Annotated in this window: 15 protein-coding genes; all 15 read right to left on the bottom strand. The window is 73.0% G+C overall.

Going from position 1 to position 19,314, the window contains the following annotated elements:
* Positions 1 to 62: 62 nt before the first annotated feature.
* The 15 genes from ftsZ to WMF24_RS08650 all read right to left on the bottom strand — a co-directional run bounded on the left by ftsZ (position 63) and on the right by WMF24_RS08650 (position 19,261).
* Complete coding sequence (ftsZ, locus tag WMF24_RS08720) at positions 63 to 1,328, bottom strand: cell division protein FtsZ (RefSeq protein WP_437735912.1); 1,266 nt, start codon at positions 1,326 to 1,328, stop codon at positions 63 to 65.
* Between the two features lie 245 nt (positions 1,329 to 1,573).
* Complete coding sequence (gene ftsA / locus WMF24_RS08715) at positions 1,574 to 2,884, bottom strand: cell division protein FtsA (protein ID WP_437735911.1); 1,311 nt, start codon at positions 2,882 to 2,884, stop codon at positions 1,574 to 1,576.
* A gap of 141 nt (positions 2,885 to 3,025) precedes the next feature.
* The gene (locus WMF24_RS08710) at positions 3,026 to 4,042 is read right to left on the bottom strand and encodes a cell division protein FtsQ/DivIB (RefSeq protein ID WP_437735910.1); all 1,017 of its coding nucleotides are present in this window, start codon (positions 4,040 to 4,042) and stop codon (positions 3,026 to 3,028) included.
* Positions 4,039 to 5,451, bottom strand: a complete 1,413-nt coding sequence (gene murC / locus WMF24_RS08705; protein ID WP_437735909.1) for a UDP-N-acetylmuramate--L-alanine ligase — start codon at positions 5,449 to 5,451, stop codon at positions 4,039 to 4,041. Before murC ends, WMF24_RS08710 begins: the two co-directional genes overlap by 4 nt.
* Positions 5,451 to 6,671 (bottom strand): undecaprenyldiphospho-muramoylpentapeptide beta-N-acetylglucosaminyltransferase, encoded by a 1,221-nt coding sequence (gene murG / locus WMF24_RS08700; RefSeq protein ID WP_437735908.1) that lies wholly within the window; start codon positions 6,669 to 6,671, stop codon positions 5,451 to 5,453. The genes murC and murG overlap by 1 nt, the downstream gene beginning before the upstream one ends.
* Positions 6,668 to 7,987, bottom strand: a complete 1,320-nt coding sequence (gene ftsW / locus WMF24_RS08695) for a putative lipid II flippase FtsW (protein ID WP_437738779.1) — start codon at positions 7,985 to 7,987, stop codon at positions 6,668 to 6,670. Before ftsW ends, murG begins: the two co-directional genes overlap by 4 nt.
* Positions 7,987 to 9,333 carry a UDP-N-acetylmuramoyl-L-alanine--D-glutamate ligase gene (gene murD, locus WMF24_RS08690; protein WP_437735907.1) on the bottom strand — a complete coding sequence of 449 codons (1,347 nt, stop codon included), beginning with the start codon at positions 9,331 to 9,333 and terminating at the stop codon, positions 7,987 to 7,989. Before murD ends, ftsW begins: the two co-directional genes overlap by 1 nt.
* Positions 9,334 to 9,361: 28 nt before the next feature.
* Positions 9,362 to 10,492 (bottom strand): phospho-N-acetylmuramoyl-pentapeptide-transferase, encoded by a 1,131-nt coding sequence (gene mraY, locus WMF24_RS08685; RefSeq protein WP_437735906.1) that lies wholly within the window; start codon positions 10,490 to 10,492, stop codon positions 9,362 to 9,364.
* Complete coding sequence (locus WMF24_RS08680) at positions 10,489 to 12,093, bottom strand: UDP-N-acetylmuramoyl-L-alanyl-D-glutamate--2,6-diaminopimelate ligase (RefSeq protein WP_437735905.1); 1,605 nt, start codon at positions 12,091 to 12,093, stop codon at positions 10,489 to 10,491. Before WMF24_RS08680 ends, mraY begins: the two co-directional genes overlap by 4 nt.
* Entirely contained in the window at positions 12,090 to 14,177 is a 2,088-nt protein-coding gene (locus WMF24_RS08675; protein ID WP_437735904.1) for a penicillin-binding protein, read from the bottom strand. The genes WMF24_RS08680 and WMF24_RS08675 overlap by 4 nt, the downstream gene beginning before the upstream one ends.
* On the bottom strand, positions 14,174 to 14,527 hold the full coding sequence (locus WMF24_RS08670; RefSeq protein WP_437735903.1) for a hypothetical protein: 354 nt from the start codon (positions 14,525 to 14,527) through the stop codon (positions 14,174 to 14,176). The genes WMF24_RS08675 and WMF24_RS08670 overlap by 4 nt, the downstream gene beginning before the upstream one ends.
* Entirely contained in the window at positions 14,524 to 15,447 is a 924-nt protein-coding gene (gene rsmH / locus WMF24_RS08665) for a 16S rRNA (cytosine(1402)-N(4))-methyltransferase RsmH (RefSeq protein ID WP_437735902.1), read from the bottom strand. Before rsmH ends, WMF24_RS08670 begins: the two co-directional genes overlap by 4 nt.
* 20 nt (positions 15,448 to 15,467) lie before the next feature.
* The gene (mraZ, locus tag WMF24_RS08660; protein WP_020734074.1) at positions 15,468 to 15,926 is read right to left on the bottom strand and encodes a division/cell wall cluster transcriptional repressor MraZ; all 459 of its coding nucleotides are present in this window, start codon (positions 15,924 to 15,926) and stop codon (positions 15,468 to 15,470) included.
* Positions 15,927 to 16,599: 673 nt separating this feature from the next.
* Positions 16,600 to 17,004: a cobalamin B12-binding domain-containing protein gene (locus WMF24_RS08655; protein WP_437735901.1), complete on the bottom strand. Its 405-nt coding sequence runs from the start codon at positions 17,002 to 17,004 to the stop codon at positions 16,600 to 16,602.
* A 106-nt stretch (positions 17,005 to 17,110) separates the two neighbouring features.
* Positions 17,111 to 19,261 carry a GYF domain-containing protein gene (locus WMF24_RS08650; RefSeq protein WP_437735900.1) on the bottom strand — a complete coding sequence of 717 codons (2,151 nt, stop codon included), beginning with the start codon at positions 19,259 to 19,261 and terminating at the stop codon, positions 17,111 to 17,113.
* Between the last annotated feature and the right edge of the window lie 53 nt (positions 19,262 to 19,314).

The following is a 19,314-nucleotide window of genomic DNA, read 5'->3' as shown; positions in this document are numbered from 1 at the left end:
ACAGCGTGAACGTCCAGGATGGGCCGTGGCGCGCGAGATCTTCCGTGAAGACCGCGACGCTGCTACTGGCCCCGGCGCTGGAACGCGGGCGTGTCCCAGTCGGAGTCGAGCGGCGGGACGAAGGTCGCGCGATCGCGCGGGCCGCCGCCCGCCGCCTGCACCTGCGGCGCGGGCCGGCGGGTGGTCGGGTACGCGACCTCTTCAGGACGGTGCGGCTGGCGCTGCGTCATGGGAGGAGGAACGCTCGTGGCGGAGCGCGCCGACATCGGGCCGGCCGCGGCGGCGAGCGACGCGCCGATCGAGTGCGCGGTCGCGCGGGGCTGCGCGGCGCTCGCGAGCTGCTGGGGGACCTCGGCGACGAGGTGGTCGAAGCCGGTCGCGATGACCGTGACCTTGATCATCTCGCCCATGTTCTCGTCGATGGTCGCGCCGAAGATGATGTTCGCGTCCTCGTGCGCCTGCTCCTGCACGAGCGTCGCGGCCTCCTCGATCTCGCGCATCCGCATGTCGGGGCCGCCGACGATGTTGATGAGCACGCCCGTCGCCCCCTCGACCGAGATGTCGTCGAGCAGCGGCGAGCTGACGGCCATCTCGGCGGCGAGGCGGGCGCGGCCCTGGCCCTTCGCGCAGCCAGTGCCCATGAGCGCGCGGCCCATGTTGGACATGACCGTCTTCACGTCCGCGAAGTCGACGTTCACGATGCCGTTCTGCGTGATGAGATCGCTGATGCCCTTGATCGCCTGGTAGAGCACCTCGTCCGCCTTGCGGAACGCCTCGACGAACGAGAGGTCCTCGTCGCCCAGCGTGAGGAGCTTCTGGTTCGGGATCGTGATGAGCGTGTCGACGTGCTCCGCGAGCATCGCCAGGCCGAGCTCGGCGCGGCGCGAGCGCTGCTTGCCCTCGAAGAAGAACGGCTTCGTCACGACGCCGACGGTGAGGCAGCCCTCCTCGCGCGCGAGCTGCGCGATGACCGGCGCCGCGCCGGTGCCGGTGCCGCCGCCCATCCCCGCGGTGACGAACACCATGTCCGCGCCCTGGATGCACTCCTTCACGCGGGTCACGTCCTCGAGCGCCGCCTTGCGCCCCTTCTCGGGATCGGCGCCTGCGCCGAGGCCGCGCGTGACGCTCGCCCCGATGTGGAGCTTGGTCGGCGCGAGGCTCGATCCGAGCGCCTGAGCGTCCGTGTTGACGACGATGAACTCCACGCCCTCGAGGCCGAAGTTGATCATCGTGTTGACTGCATTGCCGCCAGAACCGCCACAACCGATGACCTTGATCCGGGCGTCGTACCCGGTGTGTTCGTCGGCAAACTCGATGGAGAAACTCATGAACTCCTCCCGGGGGATGTACAGCTAGCCGCTCGGCCCGGCGCCGACCCCCGCGAAGGTCTGGCGGCACGGAACCCTGATGCGCGAGGACGTCCTCGCTCCGGACGGTGCTCAGAGGGGCGCCTCTTCCCCTGTGAACGCCGATTTTCAAACCCTCTTGACTTCGCCTGCAAGAGGGATCGCCGGTGCGTTCTTCGACCCTCTCAAACCCAGTTCTCTAACAACTTTCTCTTGCTACGTCATGCCTAGAATGCTGCTCGGAGCCAGTTCCAGAACCTCCCGCTCGACCTCTTTTCAATCGGCATTTCTTCGACGACTTCTCGGCGCGACTCGCGCTCGCGGATTTTTTCGCGGCGGCTCTCGCCGCGCCCGGCGTGGCCGACGTCGAGCGCCACCGGCGTGAGCGCGCGCGCCTGCGCGAGCGCGTTGGCGCCGTACTGAACGAGGCCAACGCCGGTCGCGTACTGCGGGCCCGCCACGAGCTGCGTGATGCCGCGCACGCCGACGGGCACGCCGAGGCGCACCGGCATCCCGAGGATCTCCTCGGCGAAATCTGTCATGCCCTCCATGAGGACGCCGCCGCCGGTGAGCACCGCGCCTGCCGAGAGCTGCTCCAGCATCCCGGTGTCCTCGATCCGCTTGCGGATGACCGCGAAGATCTCCTCGACGCGCGGCTCGATGATGTCCGACAGGACGCGGCGCGCCGCCTTGCGCGGCATGTGCCCGCCGACGCCGGGGACCTCGATCTCCTCCTCGTCGCCGACCATGCGGCCGAGGGCGCAGCCGGCGTTGCGCTTCAGGCGCTCGGCCTCGCCCATCGGCGTGCGCAGCCCGGCGGCGATGTCCGCGGTCACGTTGTTGCCGCCCGCCGGGATCACGCTGGCGTGCGCGATGCCGCCGTCGACGTAAAGGAGCAGATCGGTCGTGCCGCCGCCGATGTCGATGATCGCGACGCCGATCTCCTTCTCGTCCTCGGACAGCACCGCCTCGGCGCTGGCGAGCGGCTCGAGCACCACGTCGGCCACGGTGAGGCCGCAGCGCTCCGCGCAGCGGACGACGTTCTGGACGCACGAGGTCGCGGCGGTGATCAGGTTCACCTTCACGCCGAGCCGGACGCCGCTCATGCCGACGGGGTCGCGGATGCCGTCCTGGTTGTCGACCGTGAACTCGCGCGGCAGGACGTGGAGGATCTGGCGGTCGGCGTCGACCGGGATCGCCCGCGCGCCCTCGAGGACGCGCTCGACGTCGACGCGCGTGACCTCGCCGCCCGAGACCGCGGCGACGCCGTCCGACTGCTGGCAGCGGATGTGGCTGCCGGCGACGCCGGCGTAGACGGTGCGGATCTCGACGCCCGCCATCGTCTGCGCGGCCTCGATCGCCTCGGCGATGGATCGGACCGTCCAGTCGATGTTGCTCACCACGCCCTTCCTCAGGCCGCGGCACGGGACGTTGCCTACCCCGAGGATGGTGATCCCATCCGCGTCGATCTCGCCCACGACCGCCGAGACCTTGGTCGTCCCGATGTCCAGGCCGACGACGATCTCAGAAGTCTCCATCCGGCTCTTCATTGCGTGCACCACCTCATGCGGGGACGAGCCCCCTGCGCGTGTCTCGCGGGCACGACGCTGCCATGAGCCAGCGGAGCCGGCCAAGTTTTGCTCGGTGAACGCCGGCGACGGTGACGAGCGCGGCGGCGGTCATTTCATCCTCACCACGACGCGCTCGGGGTGCGCGTCGTTGTCCAGGAAGATCACCGACGCGCTCGCCTTCCGCTGCGCGAGCTCGGTGAGCACACGCGACGCCTGGCCGACCTTGTCGCGGTAAGGCGGCTGCCCGAGGTGGAGCGCGATGCCCTCCTTCCCGATCGTGACGACGACCGAGCTGTCTCGCTCGATGTGGAGCTCCTGGATCGGGTAGCGGCGGGCGATGCCGGCGCGCATCATGTCCTCGACGACGTCGAGCAAGCGCCGGACCGCGATGACGACGCCGGCGCGGTCGCGCGCCACCTGCTCGCCGGTGATGCCCGTGACGATGGGGAGGTCGACCGGGTCGTCCTCGGCGAGCTCCTTGAAGAGCTCGCCGTCGCGGGTCGCGAGGTAGAGATCGCCGCCGATCGCGACGAGGGCCTGCGCCTCGCGCTCGACGACGCTGACGTGGACCGTCGAGGGGAGCTTGCGGGTAACCGTCGCCGTCTCGATCCATGGATCGGTGGCGATCGAGGCGCTGGCGAGCTCGAGATCGAGCGTGAAGATGTTCTTGCCCACCTCGATGCCGCCGGAGCTCGCCACCTGCTCGGCCGAGCGGCGCTGGACGCCGTCGACGAGCACCGTGCGGACGGCGAAGCGCGGGCTCGACACGATGTAGCGGCGCGCGCCCCACGCGACCGCGGTCGAGGCGACGATCACGACGGCGGCGCCGGCGAGGAGCTGCAGCGCGCGGAAATGACGCGACAGCGGGCGCGCGGGGCGCGCCTGCCCGGGCGAGCCGGCCTTCGGCGGGCGCGGGGGGCGCACCGAGACGCTCGTCGCGGGCGGGGCCGGCGACTCGTGCGGCGTCGTCGCGCGGACGCGCTCGTTCCTCGGCGGCGCCGGCGCCGGGGCCACGGGCTCCGGCTTCGCGCCGCGCGCGGGCGCCGCCCGGCCGGGCGGCGGCGCGGAGGGCGACGTCGCGCGGCGGCGGTTCGGCGGCGGCGGGGCGCTGGGACGCTCGGTCATGCGCTGCGCTCCTCGGACGGCAGCCCCTTCGCCTCGAGCCGCGCCTTGAGGTCCCGCACGCACGCGTTCACGTCGCCCGCGCCGAGCGCGATGACAACGTCGCCCGGGCGGACGATCTGCTCGAGGGCCTCCGGGAGGTCGGCCTTGTCCGCGACGAAGCGCGCGTCGTGGTGGCCGTGCTCGCGGATCGACTGGACGAGGCGCTCGGCGGTGACGCCGGGGATCGGCGGCTCCCCCGCGGCGTAGATGTCCGTCACGAGCAGCACATCGGCCTGGTTGAAGGCGCGCGTGAACTCGTCGAAGAGGTCGCGCGTGCGGGTGTGGCGGTGCGGCTGGAAGGCCACGACGACGCGGTGGTCCTCGCCGGGGAACGCGCGCCTCGCCGCGTCGATGGTGGCGCGGATCTCGGCCGGGTGATGGCCGTAGTCGTCGACGAGCGTGATGCCGCCGATCGAGCCCACGATGGTGAAACGGCGCGCGACGCCGCCGAACGTGGCCAGCGCCTGCTTCGTGACGTCGAGCGGCACCTCGAGCTCGTCCGCCACCGCGATCGTGGCGAGGCAGTTCAGGACGTTGTGCGCGCCGGGCATCTTCACCGTGAAGCCGCCGAGCGGCTCGCCCCGGCGGTATGCGTTGAAGCTCGTCTCGAGGCCGCGGAACTGGATGCCGCGCGCGGAGTAGTCCGACTGCGGCGAGACGCCGTACGTCACGTGGCGGCGCGGGATACGCGGGAGCAGGTCCTGGACGTGCGGGTGGTCGAGGCAGAGCACCGCGAGCCCGTAGAACGGGACGCGCGCGGCGAACTCGACGAAGGCGTCCTTGATGCGCTCGTGCGTGCCGTAGTGATCGAGGTGCTCGGGGTCGATGTTGGTGACCACCGCGATCGTCGGCGTGAGCCGCAGGAACGATCCGTCGCTCTCGTCGGCCTCGGCGACGAGCAGATCGCCGGCGCCGAGCCGGGCGTTCGTGCCCAGGGCCGCCATCTTGCCGCCGACGACGACGGTGGGATCGAGCCCGGCGGCCCGCAGGACCGTGGCGACCAGCGAGGTCGTCGTGGTCTTGCCGTGCGAGCCCGCGATCGCGACGCCGTACTTCACGCGCATCAGCTCGGCGAGCATCTCCGCGCGCCCGATCGCCGGGATCCCGAGCGCGCGCGCCTCGGTGAGCTCGGGGTTGTCGGGCCGGATGGCGCTCGAGTAGACGACGACGTCCACGCCGCGGACGTTCTCGGCGCGGTGGCCGATGTCGATGCGGACGCCGAGCGACGTGAGCCGCCGCGTCGTCGAGCTCTCCTTGAGGTCCGAGCCGGAGACCTCGAACTCGAGCGAGCGCAGGATCTCGGCGAGGCCGCTCATCCCGACGCCCCCGACACCGACGAAGTGGACGTGGCGAACGCGACCGCGGAACATCAGCCTGCCTCCTCCCAGCCAAGGGCAGCGCCGGGCGTGGCGGCCCCTCTCCTCGCGGCGCCGCGCGGCGCCTCCTCTGCTGCGCGCTGCGCGCGACCGCCACCGATGGGGAAGCGCAGCGCGCGGTGGCGCGGAGCGCGCGCGAGCTCGAGCAGGTCGGCGGCGACGCGCGCCGCGGCGTCCGGCGTGCCGAAGGCCGCCGCGGCGTCCGCCATGCGGGCGCGGAGCGCGGGGGCGGCCGCGAGCCGGGCGAGCTCGCCCGCGAGGCGCGCCTCGGTGGCGTCGGCCTGCGCGATGGCCACCGCGGCGGAGGCCCGCTCGAGGGACTGCGCGTTCTTCATCTGATGATCGTCGGCCGCGAACGGGTACGGGATCAGGATGGAGGGGCGGCCCACGGCGCAGAGCTCGGCGAGCGTCGACGCGCCCGCGCGGGCGATCACCACGTCGGCCGCGGCGAGCGCCTCCGCGACGTCGTCGATGAACGGCACGACGCGCGCGCGGTCGGAGAGGCCGAGCTCGGCGTAGAGCGATCGCACGGAGGCCTCGCGGTCCCTGCCCGTCTGGTGCACCACCTCGATATCGAGGCCCCGACCGCGGCCCTGCGCGATGGCGCGAGGGACGACGTCGTTCAGCGCGAGCGCGCCCTGGCTGCCGCCGAGCACGAGCAGGCTGAGCCTGCCCTCGCGCGGGGCGTACGGCGCCCGGGCGAACGCGCGCCGGAGCGGGACGCCGAAGAGGCGCACGGTGCTCGGGCGCAGCGCGCGCGCCGCCTCCGGGAAGGCGATGTACGCGCGGTCGACGAGGGGCGAGAGGAGCCGGTTCGAGAGCCCGAGGACGCTGTTCGGCTCCAGGATCGCGACCGGGACGCCGAGCGAGCGCGCCGCGAGCGACACGGGGCCGCCGGCGTAGCCGCCGAGCGAGAGCACCACGCGGGCGTCGAGCCGCTCGACGAGCCGCCGCGCTTCCGGAAGGACGCGGCCCGCGCGGGCAGCGCCGCGCACGAAGCCGGAGAGCCCGCCGCCGCGGAGCGGCAGGACGTGGAGCAGCTCGAGCTCGTCGCCGCGCTCGCCCATCACGCGGACCTCGATGCCGCGCGCGGTGCCGACGTAGACGACGCGCGCTTCTTCGTCGCGCGCAGCGGCGCGGACGGCGTCGCCCACCGCGATCATCGGGAACACATGGCCGCCGGTGCCACCTCCGGCGATCAGCACGGTGATCATGCGCTGCCCTCCTCGGCCGACGCGGCCACCAGGGCCGACGCGCTCGGCGCGTGCGGGACGGGCGACGCGCGCCCCTCGCCCCTCGGATCGGGCGCGATCACGGTCCGCGATCGGCTGATGCTCAGCAGGATGCCGGCGGCCGCGGCGTTCACGAGCAGCGACGAGCCGCCGTAGCTGAGGAACGGCAGCGTGAGGCCCTTCGTGGGGAGGATTGCCATCGCGACCGCGAGGTTCGTCATCGCCTGCACGCCGAAGAGCGTCGCGATGCCGAACGCCATGAAGCTGCCATAGTCGTCCGCGGCCTCGAGGGCGATCTTCACGCCGCGCGAGACCATGACGAGGTACGCCGCGCAGAGGCCCACGATGCCGACGAAGCCGAGCTCCTCGCCCACGATCGCGGAGATGAAGTCGGTGTGCGCCTCCGGCAGGTAGAGCACCTGCAGCCCCCGCCCGAGGCCCAGGCCGAAGACCCCGCCGGAGCCGAAGCTCATGACCGACTGGAACGGCTGGTACGCGAGATCGGCGCGGTTGTTGTCCATGTCGATCCACGCGAGGTAGCGCGCGTAGCGGTAGCCGCTGAAGCGCACGAGCGCGGCGCCGGCGAGCGCCAGCAGCATGGAGAACGCGGCGATGTACGGGACGCGCGCGCCCGCGACGAACAGCAGCGTGAAGGTCAGGAACAGCAGCACGACCGCGCTGCCGAAGTCGGGCTGCTTGAGGCAGAGGAGCATCAGCAGCCCGACCACGATGAGGTGCGGGAGGAAGCCGACCGAGAACGACTTGATGCGATCGGCCTTCTTGGAGAGCGAGTAGGCGAGCCAGAGCACGATGCCGAGCTTCGCCATCTCGGCCGGCTGCACGTGGACCGGGCCGATCGCGATCCACCGGTAGGCGTTGCCCGCCTTGTGGCCGAGGCCCGCCACGCAGGCGACGAGCATCCCGGTCACGGCGATGAGCACCGGGTACGTGAGGGCCTTGAGCCGCCGGTAATCGATGCGGCTCGTGATCCACATGGTCGCGATCGAGAGGACGGCGTAGATGGCCTGGCGCTTGAGGAAGAACTGGGCGTCCTTGTAGCGGACCGTCGCCTCGACCGCGCTCGCGCTGTAGACCATCACCACGCCGAAGCCGATGAGCGCCGTGACGACGGCCGCGAGGAGGGCGTCGACGGGGCCCGAGGGGCTCGATCGCACCTTCCAGAACGCCTCGGCCGCCGCCGCGACGCCGCTCGGCTCGGCCTTTTCCTGCTCCGGGGGACCGATGTGCCGGTTCCTGGGCGCATCGGCGCCCGCGCCGAACGTGCCGCGCCACGACATCACGACGCCACCTCCCCGGCGGAGCCGCCGGTCGATCCCTCAAGCGCGCGGACCGCGCGGACGAAGGCGTCGCCGCGGTCCTTGTAGTCGCGGAACATGTCGAAGCTGGAGCACGCGGGGCTGAGCAGCACCGCGTCGCCCGGCCGCGCGAGCGATCGCGCCGCGAGCACCGCCTCGTCCATCGAGCTCGCCCGCGCGACCGGCAGGACGCCGCTCGCCGCGGCGGCGATGCGATCCGCGGCCTCGCCGAGGACGACGAGCGCGCGCCCCCGGTCGCGCAGCGCGGCGACGAGCGGCGCGTAGTCGCCGAGCTTGTCACGTCCGCCCGCGATGAGGACGGCCTTCTCCTCGCGCAAGCCGGAGAGCGCCGCGACGGAGGCGCCGACGTTGGTCCCCTTGGAGTCGTCGTAGTAGCGCACGCCGTCGACGTCTGCGACGAGCGCCGTCCGGTGCGGGAGCCCCTCGAAGCGCGCGAGCGCCTCCGCGATCGCGCCGGCAGGCGCGCCCATCGCGGCCGCGAGCGCGACGGAGGCGCAGGCGTTCGCGAGGTTGTGCGCCCCCGCGAGCCGGACGCGCGCGAGCGGGTAGCTCGCGCCCGCGACGCGATCGACGATCGCGTCGCCCGCCACGGCCACGTCGGCGCGGGCGTCGCTCGCGCTGAACGTCACGACGCGGGCGCGCCCCCGCGCCGCCTGCCGCGCCACGAGCTCGTCGCCGAGCGGGACGACCGCGACGTCCTCCGGCGTCATGCGCGCGAACGGGTTGCCCTTGGCGTCCGCGTACGCCGCGAAGCTCGGGTAGCGATCGAGGTGATCGTCCGTGATGTTCAGCAGCGCGTGCGCGCGGGCGTGCAGCGTCGGGACGCGCTCCGCCTGGAAGCTCGAGATCTCCAGCACGAGGACGTCCCACGCCTCGCCGACGACCTCGGCGAGCGGCGTCCCGAAGTTGCCGCCGACGAAGGTGCGCAGGCCGGCGCGCTCGAGCATCGCGCCCGTGAGCGCCGTGGTGGTGCTCTTGCCGTTGGTGCCGCCGACGAGCACGATCGGCGCCGACACGAAGCGCGACGCGAGCTCGAGCTCGCCGATCACCTCGCGCCCGGACCGCTCGACGGCCTCGAGCGCGGGGAACGACGGCACGCCCGGCGAGACGACGACGAGGTCGGCGCGCTCGAACAGCGCCGGATCGTGCCCGCCCGGCGCGAGCGCGGCGCCGTCCGCCTCGAGCGCCGCGGCCGCGGCGGAGAACCGCTCGCGCGGGGCGCCGTCGTTCGCGATGACGCGCGCGCCGCGCTCCATCAGGAGGCGCGCGGCCGCGACACCGCTCCGGCCGAGACCGACGACGATCACTGTTCGTCCGCGGACGTCCATCATGCCCTCAGCGCAGCTTCATCGACGCCAGCGAGACCAGCGCCAGGAGGATGGAGATGATCCAGAAGCGAACGATGATCTTGGGCTCCGCCCACCCCTTCTTCTCGTAGTGGTGGTGGATCGGCGCCATCAAGAAGACGCGCTTGCCGGTGAGCTTGAACGAGAGGACCTGCGTGATGACGCTGACCGTCTCGATGAAGAAGATCCCCCCGAGGATGATCGACAGGAGCTCGTTCTTGGTGAAGACGGCGAGCATCCCCAGCCCGCCCCCGAGGGCGAGCGACCCGACGTCCCCCATGAAGACCTGCGCGGGGTACGTGTTGTACCAGAGGAAGCCGATCCCGGCGCCGATGACCGAGCCGCAGTACACCGAGAGCTCCCCGGCGGACGCGATGGCCGGGATGTCGAGGTACGTCGCGAGCGAGAAGTTCGCGATGGACGCGCCGACGATGTACGCGAGGATGAGGTACGTCCCCGCGTTGATGATCACCGGGCCGATCGCGAGGCCGTCGAGGCCGTCGGTGAGGTTCACGGCGTTCGACGTCGCGACGACGACGAAGACGGCGAACGGGACGTAGACGTAGAGCGGCAGCTCGATCGGGTACTTCGAGAACGCGACGAACGGGATCGCGAGCCGCGTCCTGATGTCCGCCCAGTCCGGCGGGAGCTTCGAGGCGATCAGGAACGTGTAACAGACGGCCGCGCCGCCGATGAGCACCTGGCCGATGAGCTTGTAGCGGCCCGGCAGGCCGCCGCTGTTCCGCCGCTTGATCTTGAGGAAGTCGTCCAGGTAGCCGATGACGCCGTAGCCCGCGGTGACCGCCGTCGTCGCGAGGACGAAGGGGTTCCTGAGATCGGCCCACAGCACGGTGGGGAGCAGCAGCGAGAGCAGGATGAGGGCGCCGCCCATCGTCGGCGTGCCCGCCTTGATCTTGTGCGTCTCGGGCCCCTCGGCGCGGACCACCTGCCCGATCTGCTTGCGCCGGAGCTCGCGGATGAACCACGGCGCGAGCAAGAACGTCAGCACCATGGCGGTGATCGTCGCCATGATCGTGCGGAACGGGATGTAACGAAGGACGTTGAGCCAGCTCAGCCAGCCGTAGTGGAACTTGAGCGGGTAGAAGAGCTCGTAGATCACGCCGCACCTCCGTGCGACTGCCGCGCGGCCAGGGATCGGGCGCGGCGGGCGGCGAGCGCGCGGCGCGCCTCGTCGCGGTCGTCGAACGGCAGCGTGACGCCGCCGATGATCTGGTACGGCTCGTGGCCCTTGCCGGCGATGAGGACGAGGTCCCCCGGCTCGGCCTCGAGCACCGCGCGCTCGATCGCGCGCGCCCGATCGAGCTCGACGACGACGCGCGCGCGCCCGGCGGCGAGGCCCGGCAGGATGGCGTCGGCGATCGCGCGCGGGTCCTCGCTCCGCGGGTTGTCGTTGGTCACGAAGGCGACGTCGGCGGCGCGGCCGACCGCCTCGCCCATCTGCGGTCGCTTCAGCGGATCGCGATCGCCGCCGCACCCGAAGACGCAGAGGATGCGCCCCTCGCTCAGAGCGCGGACGCTCGCGAGCACGCGCGCGAGGGCGTCCGGCGTGTGCGCGTAGTCGACGAGCACGATCACGTCGTCCGCGCCCGGCGTGTCGCAGCGCTCCAGGCGACCCGCGACCTGGATCGGCGACGAGAGCGCCGCGGCGGCGTCCTCGACGTCGAACCCGAGCAGGTGCGCCACGGCGAGCGCGGCGAGCAGGTTCGACGCGTTGTGCGCGCCGAGCAGGTGAGAGCGGATGACGACCTCGCCTGCGGGGGTGCGGGCGCGGAGGAAGATGCCGCCCGCCGTGTGCGCGAGCTCCACGGGCGCGATCTCCGCCCTGTCCGGGCTGGCGCCCACCTCCGTCGAGTAGCGCGCGAGCGTCGCCGCGGCCGGGCGCGAGAGCCCGCCCGGCGCGATCATCTCGACGAGCCTTCGCCCGAAGGGATCGTCGACGTTGATGACGGCGGCGCCGGGGCCGAGGTCCACGAACAGGCGCGCCTTCGCCGCCGCGTACGCCTCCATCGTGCCGTGGTAGTCGAGGTGATCCTGCGTGAGGTTCGTGAAGACGGCGATCCGGAAGCGGATCGCGTCCGCGCGCTTCGCCGCGAGCGCGATCGACGACACCTCCATGACGAGGTGCGTCGCGCCGCGATCGACCATCGCCGCGGCGACGCGCGCGAGCTCGTCCGCCTCGGGGCTCGTGTGCGACGCGGGGACGTCGAGGTCGCCGAAGCGGTAGCCGAGCGTCCCGACGATCCCGGTCCGCCCGCCGCACCGGTCGACGCAGGCCTGGACGAGGTGGGCGGTCGTCGTCTTGCCGTTCGTGCCGGTGATGCCGACGACCTCGAGCGTGAACGTCGGGTGCCCGTAGACCACCGCCGCGGCCTGGGCGAGCGCGAGCGGCACGTCGGGCACCTCGACGCGGGCGGCGCCGAGCGTGTCGGCCGCGCTCCCGCGGCCGAGGATGACCGCCCGCGCGCCGCGCGCGACCGCCTCGGGGATGAACCGCTCGCCGTGCGCGCGCGCGCCCGCCCGCGCGACGAAGATGTCCCCCGGCGCCACCTTGCGCGAGTCGAGGTGCACGCCCGTCACGAGCAGGTCCGCGGCCTCCGCCGGCGAGAGCGCGGCGCCCGGGATCTCGCGCAGCACGTCGCCGAGGCGGAGCGCGAGCTCGGTCTCGGCAAAGGCGGCCTCTCTGTGGTCGCGCTCTGTCATGTGGGGGGCTCGAAGATGAGCTTCAGGGGCGATCCTTTGGGCAGCACGGTCCCCGGCGGGGGCTCCTGGCGCGTGAGCCTCCCCGTGCCCTCGACGCTCGGATCGAGCCCGAGCGCCGCGGCGCTCTTCACCGCCTCGCGCTGCGGCAGGCCGGTGAGATCGGGGACGCGCAGCTCCCCCGTCTTCAGCGGCGCGGACGGCGTGACCACCGCGGTCGAGATCGGCGCCACCGCGGCCCGCGCCTCGCTCAGCACCTGGTAGGTGTTCGCCGCGATGTCCTCGCCCGACTGCTCGGCGATCTCCGACAGCTTCATCGGCACGCTCCCGCGCGGGGTAACGCCCAGGTAGCGCAGCGCCATCTCGCCGACCCGCCGGAAGATCGGCGCCGCGACGGAGCCGCCGGCGTACGTGCCGCCCATCGGCTCGTCGAGCACCACCGCGATCACGAGCCGCGGCTTCTCTGCCGGGACGAACCCGACGAACGACGCCACGTAGTGGGTGTCCGTGTACTTGCCCGTCGCGGGATCGATCTTCTGCGCCGTGGCCGTCTTGCCCGCCACGCGGAACCCCGGGATGGCCGCCTCGACGCCGGTCCCGTCCCCCTCGGTCACCGCGACGAGCATCTCCGACATCATCTTGGCGATGTGCGCGGGCACCGCGTCGCGGCGCACCCGCGGGGAGGGCTCCGACAGCGTGACGCCCGTCCCGTCGGTGATCCGCTTGATCAGGATGGGCTCGAGCAGCCGCCCGCGGTTGGCGACCGCCGCCGTGGCCATCGCGAGCTGCAGCGTGGTCACGCTGATCCCCTGGCCGAACGACGCCGCCGCCGTCTCGACCTGGACCCAGGGGCGGCCGCGCGGCCTGAGCACGCCCACCGACTCGCCCGGCAGCGGCACGCCGGTGAGGTCGCCGAAGCCGAACCGGCGGAAGCCCTCGTAGAGCCGCTGCTCGCCGAGCCCGAGCGCGATCTTCGCCGTGCCGATGTTCGACGACTGGCCGAGGATCTGCGGGATCGTCAGCCACTTGTGCACGTGCGTGTCGTGGATCACGACGTTGTCGATCGCCATGTTCCCCTCCTCGCAGTAGATGGTCGCGCTCGGGGAGACGCTCTTCGCCGCGAGCGCGCTCGCGATGGCGAACACCTTCATCGTGGAGCCGGGCTCGAAGCGATCGACGACGCAGCGGTTGCGCCGGGACCCGGGGTCGCTCTGCGAGTAGTCGTTCGGGTTGAACCCCGGCGCGCTCGCCATGGCGAGGATCTCGCCGTTCTCTGGATCGACGACGACGATCGATCCGCCGAGCGCCTCGTACGTCTTCATCGCCGCCTCGAGCTCGCGCTCGGCGGTGAACTGGATGCCCTTGTCGATCGTCAGGTGGACGTTGTGCCCGGCGAGCGCCTGCTCGTCCTCGATCCCCTCGGAGAAGATGAGCCGGCCCGATCGATCGCGCAGCCCGCGCACCTCGGACGCGTTGCCGCGGAGCTCGTGCTCGAGGCTGAGCTCGACCCCCTCCTTGCCCTCGCCGTCCGTCGCGACGAAGCCGAGCAGCGGGCCGGCGAGCTCGCGGTTCGGGTAGAAGCGGCGCCCCTCGCCCTCGATCACGAGCCCGCGCACCGGGTAGCGCTGCCGCCGGTCCGAGAGCGCGCGGATGTTCTCGACCTCCTGCTCGGAGATGCGGCGCTTGAGCCACGCGAAGCGGCGCCGCCGGCCGAGCTTCTCCGCGACGTCCTCGACGGGCAGCGACAGCGCCTGCGCGATGCGCTCGGCGTACTGCTGGATCTGCGTCGGGATGTACTTCTCCTCGATGCCCCGGAGCATCTCGACCGCGTCCACCGAGACGCTGGGCACCTCCACGCTCTCCGCGAGCGGCGCGCCGTTCCGGTCGTAGATGGTGCCGCGCTTCGGCGTGATGTGGAGCCGCCGCTGGCGCTGCCGCTCCGCGAGATCGTACCAGGCGTCGCCGTCCTCGACCTCGATGCGGTACGCGCCGGACACGACGCCGCCGAGGCCGAGCGCCATGAGGCCGCAGAGCAGCCCCATGCGGATGCGGATCCACCGCGCGCGCCGGGGGTCGAGGTTCTTCATTCCCGCTGCCCTCCGCCCGGCGACGCGCTGCCCGCCTCTCCGCTCGCCGGATCGCGCAGGCCCGAGGGCGGCGTGTAGCCCCGCACCGGGATGACCCGCTCGGGCGGCGGCGGCGTCATGCCGAGCAGCGTGCGGGCGACCATCTCCACGCGCTGCGGCGTCTCGTAGCTGGCCGCCTCGAGCGAGAGCACCCGCTTGACCTCGCGCAGCCGCGCCTGCTCGGCGCGCGCCCGCCCCAGCCGGTAGCCGAGATCGACCGTGCGCCCGCGCAGGGCGAGGTGCACGACGAACGCCGCCACCGACGCGGCCACCGCGAGCGTCCAGAGCACGAGGAACGGGCGCTGCGTCACGCGTGCGTCTCCGGGCGGCCGACGCGCCGCGCGGCGCGGAGCTTCGCGCTGCGGGCCCGCGGGTTGCCTTCGATCTCGTCGTCGCCCGCGGTCACCGGCTTCTTCGTGAGCGGCTCCCAGACGTCCGGCTCGCGCAGCGCGCGCTTGACGATGCGGTCCTCGAGCGAGTGGAACGCGATGACGGCGAGCACGCCGCCGGGCGCGATGATCCGCGGCGCGGCCGCGAGCAGCGCCTCGAGCTCGTCGAGCTCTCCGTTCACGGCGATGCGCAGCGCCTGGAACGTGCGCGTCGCCGGATCGACGCCGCCGATGCGCGCCGGCCCCACGGCGCGCACGACGGCGCGCCGCAGGTCGAGCGTCGTCTCGAGCTCGCCGCTCTCGGCCGCCTGCTTGATGCAGCGGGCGACCCTGCGGCTGCGGCGCTCCTCGCCGTAGCGGTAGATGAGGTCCGCGAGCTCCTCGTCGCTGAGCCGCTCGATGAGCTCGAGCGCCGTCTCGCCGCGGCTCGGGTCCATCCGCATGTCGAGCGGCCCCTCGGCGCGGAAGCTCATCCCGCGGGCCGGGTCGTCGAGCTGCATCGAGCTCACGCCGATGTCGGCAACGAGGCCGTCCACGTGCGCGACGCCGAGGGCCGCGAGGTGCCGCTCGATCTCGGAGAACTCGCCGTGAACGTAGGTCACCCGCTCCCCCATCCGGGCGAGCCGGGCGCGCGCGATGGCGAGGGCGCGCTCGTCGCGGTCGATCCCGATGACGCGGGTGCCGGGCGTCTCGAGGATCGTCTCGGCGTGGCCGCCGGCGCCGAGGGTGGCGTCGACGTAGATGCCCTCGCTGACCGGCGAGATCGCGGCGAGCACCTCGCGGGCGAGGACGGTGACGTGCGGCTCGCCGCGCGGGCGGGGCGGCGGAGGGGGAAGGTGCATGGGGACTACATTGACAACGTTCATAGGCGGAACTGCTCCGCGATTGCGGTCTTGAAGCTCTGGAGCTCGACCTCGCTCATCTGCTGAGCGGCCTTCCACCGCTCCTTCGCCCAGAGCTCGATCGTCTGTCCCATCCCCGCCCACAGCACGTCCTTGGTGAGGCTTGCGTGCTCGCGGAGCGACGGCGGGATGAGGATCCGGCCCTGCTTGTCGAGGTCGCACTCGACGGCCGCGGACAGGTAGCGGCGCCGGAACGCGACCACGTTGGAATCAAATTGCGGCAATGCTGCAATTTTGGCCTCCAGCTCCTCCCAGGCCTTCATCGGGTAGGCATGTAGGCAAGGGTCGAAGAGGGCGGGGGTGATGACCATGCGCAGGTCGTTCGCGGCCGCGAGCACGTCGCGAAAGCGCGAAGGGAGGCTCGTGCGCCCCTTCGCGTCGATCGCGTGCTCGAAGTGACCGCGAAACATCGTGCTCATCGACGACCCCAGCTCCGGCTGGCCTGTCCCGCCGAGGGCCTGGTGACGCGTTGCTGCCTAGGCCGCACACCGCGTCGTGACATTCTCTGCCACTTCTTCCCACGAAGCTCCGCCACGCTACGGAGGCAGGCGCCGAGTGTCAACAGATTGGGAGATTTCTGGACCCCAGCGGCCACCCATGTAGGACATTCACCCTCATTAACCTACCAGCAAAAACTGCAACAATTACCGTAAGATGACGATTCGCCGGGGGTCGTGGGAGGAAGTGGGGAGCGGCTCCAAGGTGGTGCGAGGCACGTCTGGCCGAGTCCTGGCAAGGCGGAAATGAAGCAAGACGGATCGCCGCCACGGGCACAGCCTTTCGCGCCCCGGATGGCGGGCAAACCGGACGGACTCAGCGGGTCAAGTCCGGGGGAGGTCCGTGGGGAAGCGGGCGTGGTGGAGCGTGGGGAGGCCCGACGCGGCGGCCTGCACGGGGAGGTCCGGCCAGGGGGCTTGCCGGTGGGGGACAGTGGGGAGACCCGACGCCCCGGCGGCCCGCGCGGGGAGGTCCGGCCCGCGCCATGCCGGTGGGGGACAGTGGGGAGACCCGACGCCCCGGCGGCCCGCGCGGGGAGGTCCGGCCCGGGGGCCTGCCGGTGGGGGAGAGTGGGGAGGCCCGGCGCCCCGACGGTCAGCCGTGGGGGGCCACGTTGGCCTGGACCCACTCCACGATGCTCTTCAGGGTGGTCCCGGGCGTGAAGACGCCCTTCACGCCGGCATTCTGGAGGCGCGCGATGTCCTCGTCCGGGATGATGCCCCCGCCGAACACGACGATGTCCTCGGCGCCGTGCCTGCGGAGGGCTTCGATGACGGCGGGGAAGAGGGTGTTGTGCGCTCCGGACATGATCGACAGCCCCACGGCGTCGACGTCCTCCTGCACCGCGGCGGAGGCGATCATGTCCGGCGTCTGATGTAGGCCCGTGTAGACGACCTCGAAGCCCGCATCGCGGAGGGCCCGGGCGACCACCTTGGCGCCGCGGTCGTGGCCGTCCAGGCCGGGCTTCGCCACGAGGATTCGGACTTTGCGCTCTGCCATGATCGCGTCGATTACCGCCTGACAGGGCAGGCGTAAAGCGCAGCGCCCCGGCGGTGCGGCTCCCCTCCCCTGCGTCCGCTCCACCGGGGACGCGGGGAGCGCGTCCTCACTGGGCGGCGAACACGAACGGGATGTTCACCGGCGTGGGGCCCGACGACGGCGGGAACCGCCAGGACTTGATCCGGGAGGCGATGCAGCTCGACAGGCCAGGGTAATCCTTCTCCGACCCGGCGGCCGAGACCGACTGGACGGCGCCCGAGGCGCCGATGACCACCGAGGCCGAGACGCGGGCGGTGCTGGCCGCGTTGCGGTCGCGCGCATCGAGGGCTGGCATCCAGCAGTGGCGCCGGACGCTGGGCCGGTTCGCCTCGACGACGCCGGAGATCTCCCCCTGAGAGAGCTGACTCAGGCCGGCGCTGCCCTGGTTGCCCGGCCCCGACGAGGGGCCGGGGACGCCGGCGCCGAACCCGGACCGGTCGAACGGCGCAGGGCTCGACGAGGCGACCGGCTTCTCGGGCTGGGGGCGCGGGGTCGCGGCGCCGCCCGGCTTGCCCGGCGAGGCGACCTCGGGCTTGGCCGACGCGGTCTCGGCCGGCGGAGGCGCGTCCGGCTCGACGCTCGGCGGCGGCGGAGGGGCCGCGGTCGGCAGGTCGGCCGGCTGGAGCTGCGGGACGGTCACAACCTGGACCGGCGGCTGCGGCTTGGGAGAGAGGAGGACGTACGCGGAGACGCCGCCGAACGCCGCGGCCATGGCGATGAAGGCGTAGGCGAGCGGGCTCATGCCCGACCGCCGCCTCGGCGCGACCGTCTCCACCAAGCTGCCGGGCGTGGCCACCAGAGGTGCGGGCTCCGCAGGAGCGAGCGCGCCCCCCGGCCCTGTCACCGGCGGCGAGCCGCCCGCACCCAGGCCACCCGCCGCGCCGGAGGGCAGCCCCCCTACCCCCAGACCGGCCACAGGCGCGCGCGCGGACGGCGAGCCGCCAGGCGCCAGGCCGCCCGCGGCCGGGCCGGCGCTGGCCGGGACGGGCGCCGCCAGCTCGGGCTGCGCCGCGGAGGCGATCGGGCCCGCCGGCGAGGTCGAGAACGGATCGGCGAGCACCGCGATCGGCGCTGCGGCGTGGGGCGCCGCGGTGCCCCCCGGGGCGCCCGGCCGCGCCGCCGGAGCGCTCTCCGCCGGCGTGGCCGGCGCGACCCGCCCGGCGGACGTCGCCGGCGATGTCGATGCGGCAGGCGTCCCCGCCGCCGTGAAGGCGGCGACCGAGCCGGCGACCGCCGGGGGCAGGTCGTTCACGCCGGGAGGCTCGGGCTCGCGCGCCGCCGGGCGCGCAGGGGTGGCCCCGGCCAGCGGAGGGACCCTCGCCGACGAGGGGACCCTCGTCGAGGGCGGGACCTGCGCCTGACCGACGGAGAAGCCCGTGCTGCTGGTGCGGCGCGCGGGCGTCGACACGCGCGTCGACTGGGCCTGGGTGACGATCTCGAGCAGCTCCGGGAAGTTCTTGAGCGGCAGCCACTCGTCGAACCCCTCGCGCCAGACGAGCGACTCGCCGTCCACGGCGCCCGCCAGCGCCTTCTCGCGAATGACGGAGAGCCGCACCGGGCCGAGCGGGACGCCGCCGACCCCGACGTACCAGTCCTCGCTGCTCGACGTGGCGCGCACGGTCGGCGCCTTCCCGAGCGGCCGGTCATCGGACAAGGTCCGCTTGAACGCGCCGGCCACCCCGGCCGGCGGCGGCGTGGGCTCCGCTCCCCTCGCGGCGGGCGCGGCAGGGGCAGCAGGCCTCGCGGGCGCCGGCTGGGCGGGGCGTACCTCGAACGGCGCCTGCGGCGCGGTCGCGGCGCGTGAGCTCGACGGCGTCGTCGCGGTCGCCGCGGGCCGCGCGACCGGGGCGGGCACGGCGCGCGGGGCGACCGGTGGTCGAGGCGCGCCCCCGGGGCGCGGGAGGGACTGCGATCCTGGCCGGGGCGGCGACGGCGCGGCGCCCTGGGCCAGCGCCGTCGCCGGCCTCGCGGGGCCGGCGGCCGACGCGCCGGTCCCGACGGCCGGCGCCTCCTCGCTCGAGGGGGCGAGGTGGGCGTCGTCGACCGCCGCGCGCGGCGGCTCGACGGGGAGCGCCTGCGCGACGGAGCTCTCGGTGACGCTCGCGCTGACCTGAATCAGGTGCCCGCATCGCCGGCACTGCATCCGTACCGACTTGCCGGCGACCTTCTCGTCGCCGATCTGGTACTTGGCCTTGCAGTTATCGCAGATGAATTTCATCCAGGAACGCGCCTGCGGGTTGGAATCCGCGCAGTCTACGACAGCTTGACCCC

Source organism: Sorangium sp. So ce1335 (genome assembly GCF_051521615.1).
Classification (GTDB): Bacteria; Myxococcota_A; Polyangia; order Polyangiales; family Polyangiaceae; genus Sorangium.
This window is presented reverse-complemented; position numbering and strand designations above follow the sequence as displayed.

Excerpts from the sequence above, each read along its gene's own strand:
- ftsZ (WP_437735912.1), bottom strand. The coding sequence starts at position 1,328 with ATGAGTTTCTCCATCGAGTTTGCCGACGAACACACCGGGTACGACGCC.
- ftsA (WP_437735911.1), bottom strand. The coding sequence starts at position 2,884 with ATGGAGACTTCTGAGATCGTCGTCGGCCTGGACATCGGGACGACCAAG.
- WMF24_RS08710 (WP_437735910.1), bottom strand. The coding sequence starts at position 4,042 with ATGACCGAGCGTCCCAGCGCCCCGCCGCCGCCGAACCGCCGCCGCGCG.
- murC (WP_437735909.1), bottom strand. The coding sequence starts at position 5,451 with ATGTTCCGCGGTCGCGTTCGCCACGTCCACTTCGTCGGTGTCGGGGGC.
- murG (WP_437735908.1), bottom strand. The coding sequence starts at position 6,671 with ATGATCACCGTGCTGATCGCCGGAGGTGGCACCGGCGGCCATGTGTTC.
- ftsW (WP_437738779.1), bottom strand. The coding sequence starts at position 7,987 with ATGTCGTGGCGCGGCACGTTCGGCGCGGGCGCCGATGCGCCCAGGAAC.
- WMF24_RS08680 (WP_437735905.1), bottom strand. The coding sequence starts at position 12,093 with ATGACAGAGCGCGACCACAGAGAGGCCGCCTTTGCCGAGACCGAGCTC.
- WMF24_RS08675 (WP_437735904.1), bottom strand. The coding sequence starts at position 14,177 with ATGAAGAACCTCGACCCCCGGCGCGCGCGGTGGATCCGCATCCGCATG.
- rsmH (WP_437735902.1), bottom strand. The coding sequence starts at position 15,447 with ATGCACCTTCCCCCTCCGCCGCCCCGCCCGCGCGGCGAGCCGCACGTC.
- mraZ (WP_020734074.1), bottom strand. The coding sequence starts at position 15,926 with ATGAGCACGATGTTTCGCGGTCACTTCGAGCACGCGATCGACGCGAAG.
- WMF24_RS08655 (WP_437735901.1), bottom strand. The coding sequence starts at position 17,004 with ATGGCAGAGCGCAAAGTCCGAATCCTCGTGGCGAAGCCCGGCCTGGAC.
- WMF24_RS08650 (WP_437735900.1), bottom strand. The coding sequence starts at position 19,261 with ATGAAATTCATCTGCGATAACTGCAAGGCCAAGTACCAGATCGGCGAC.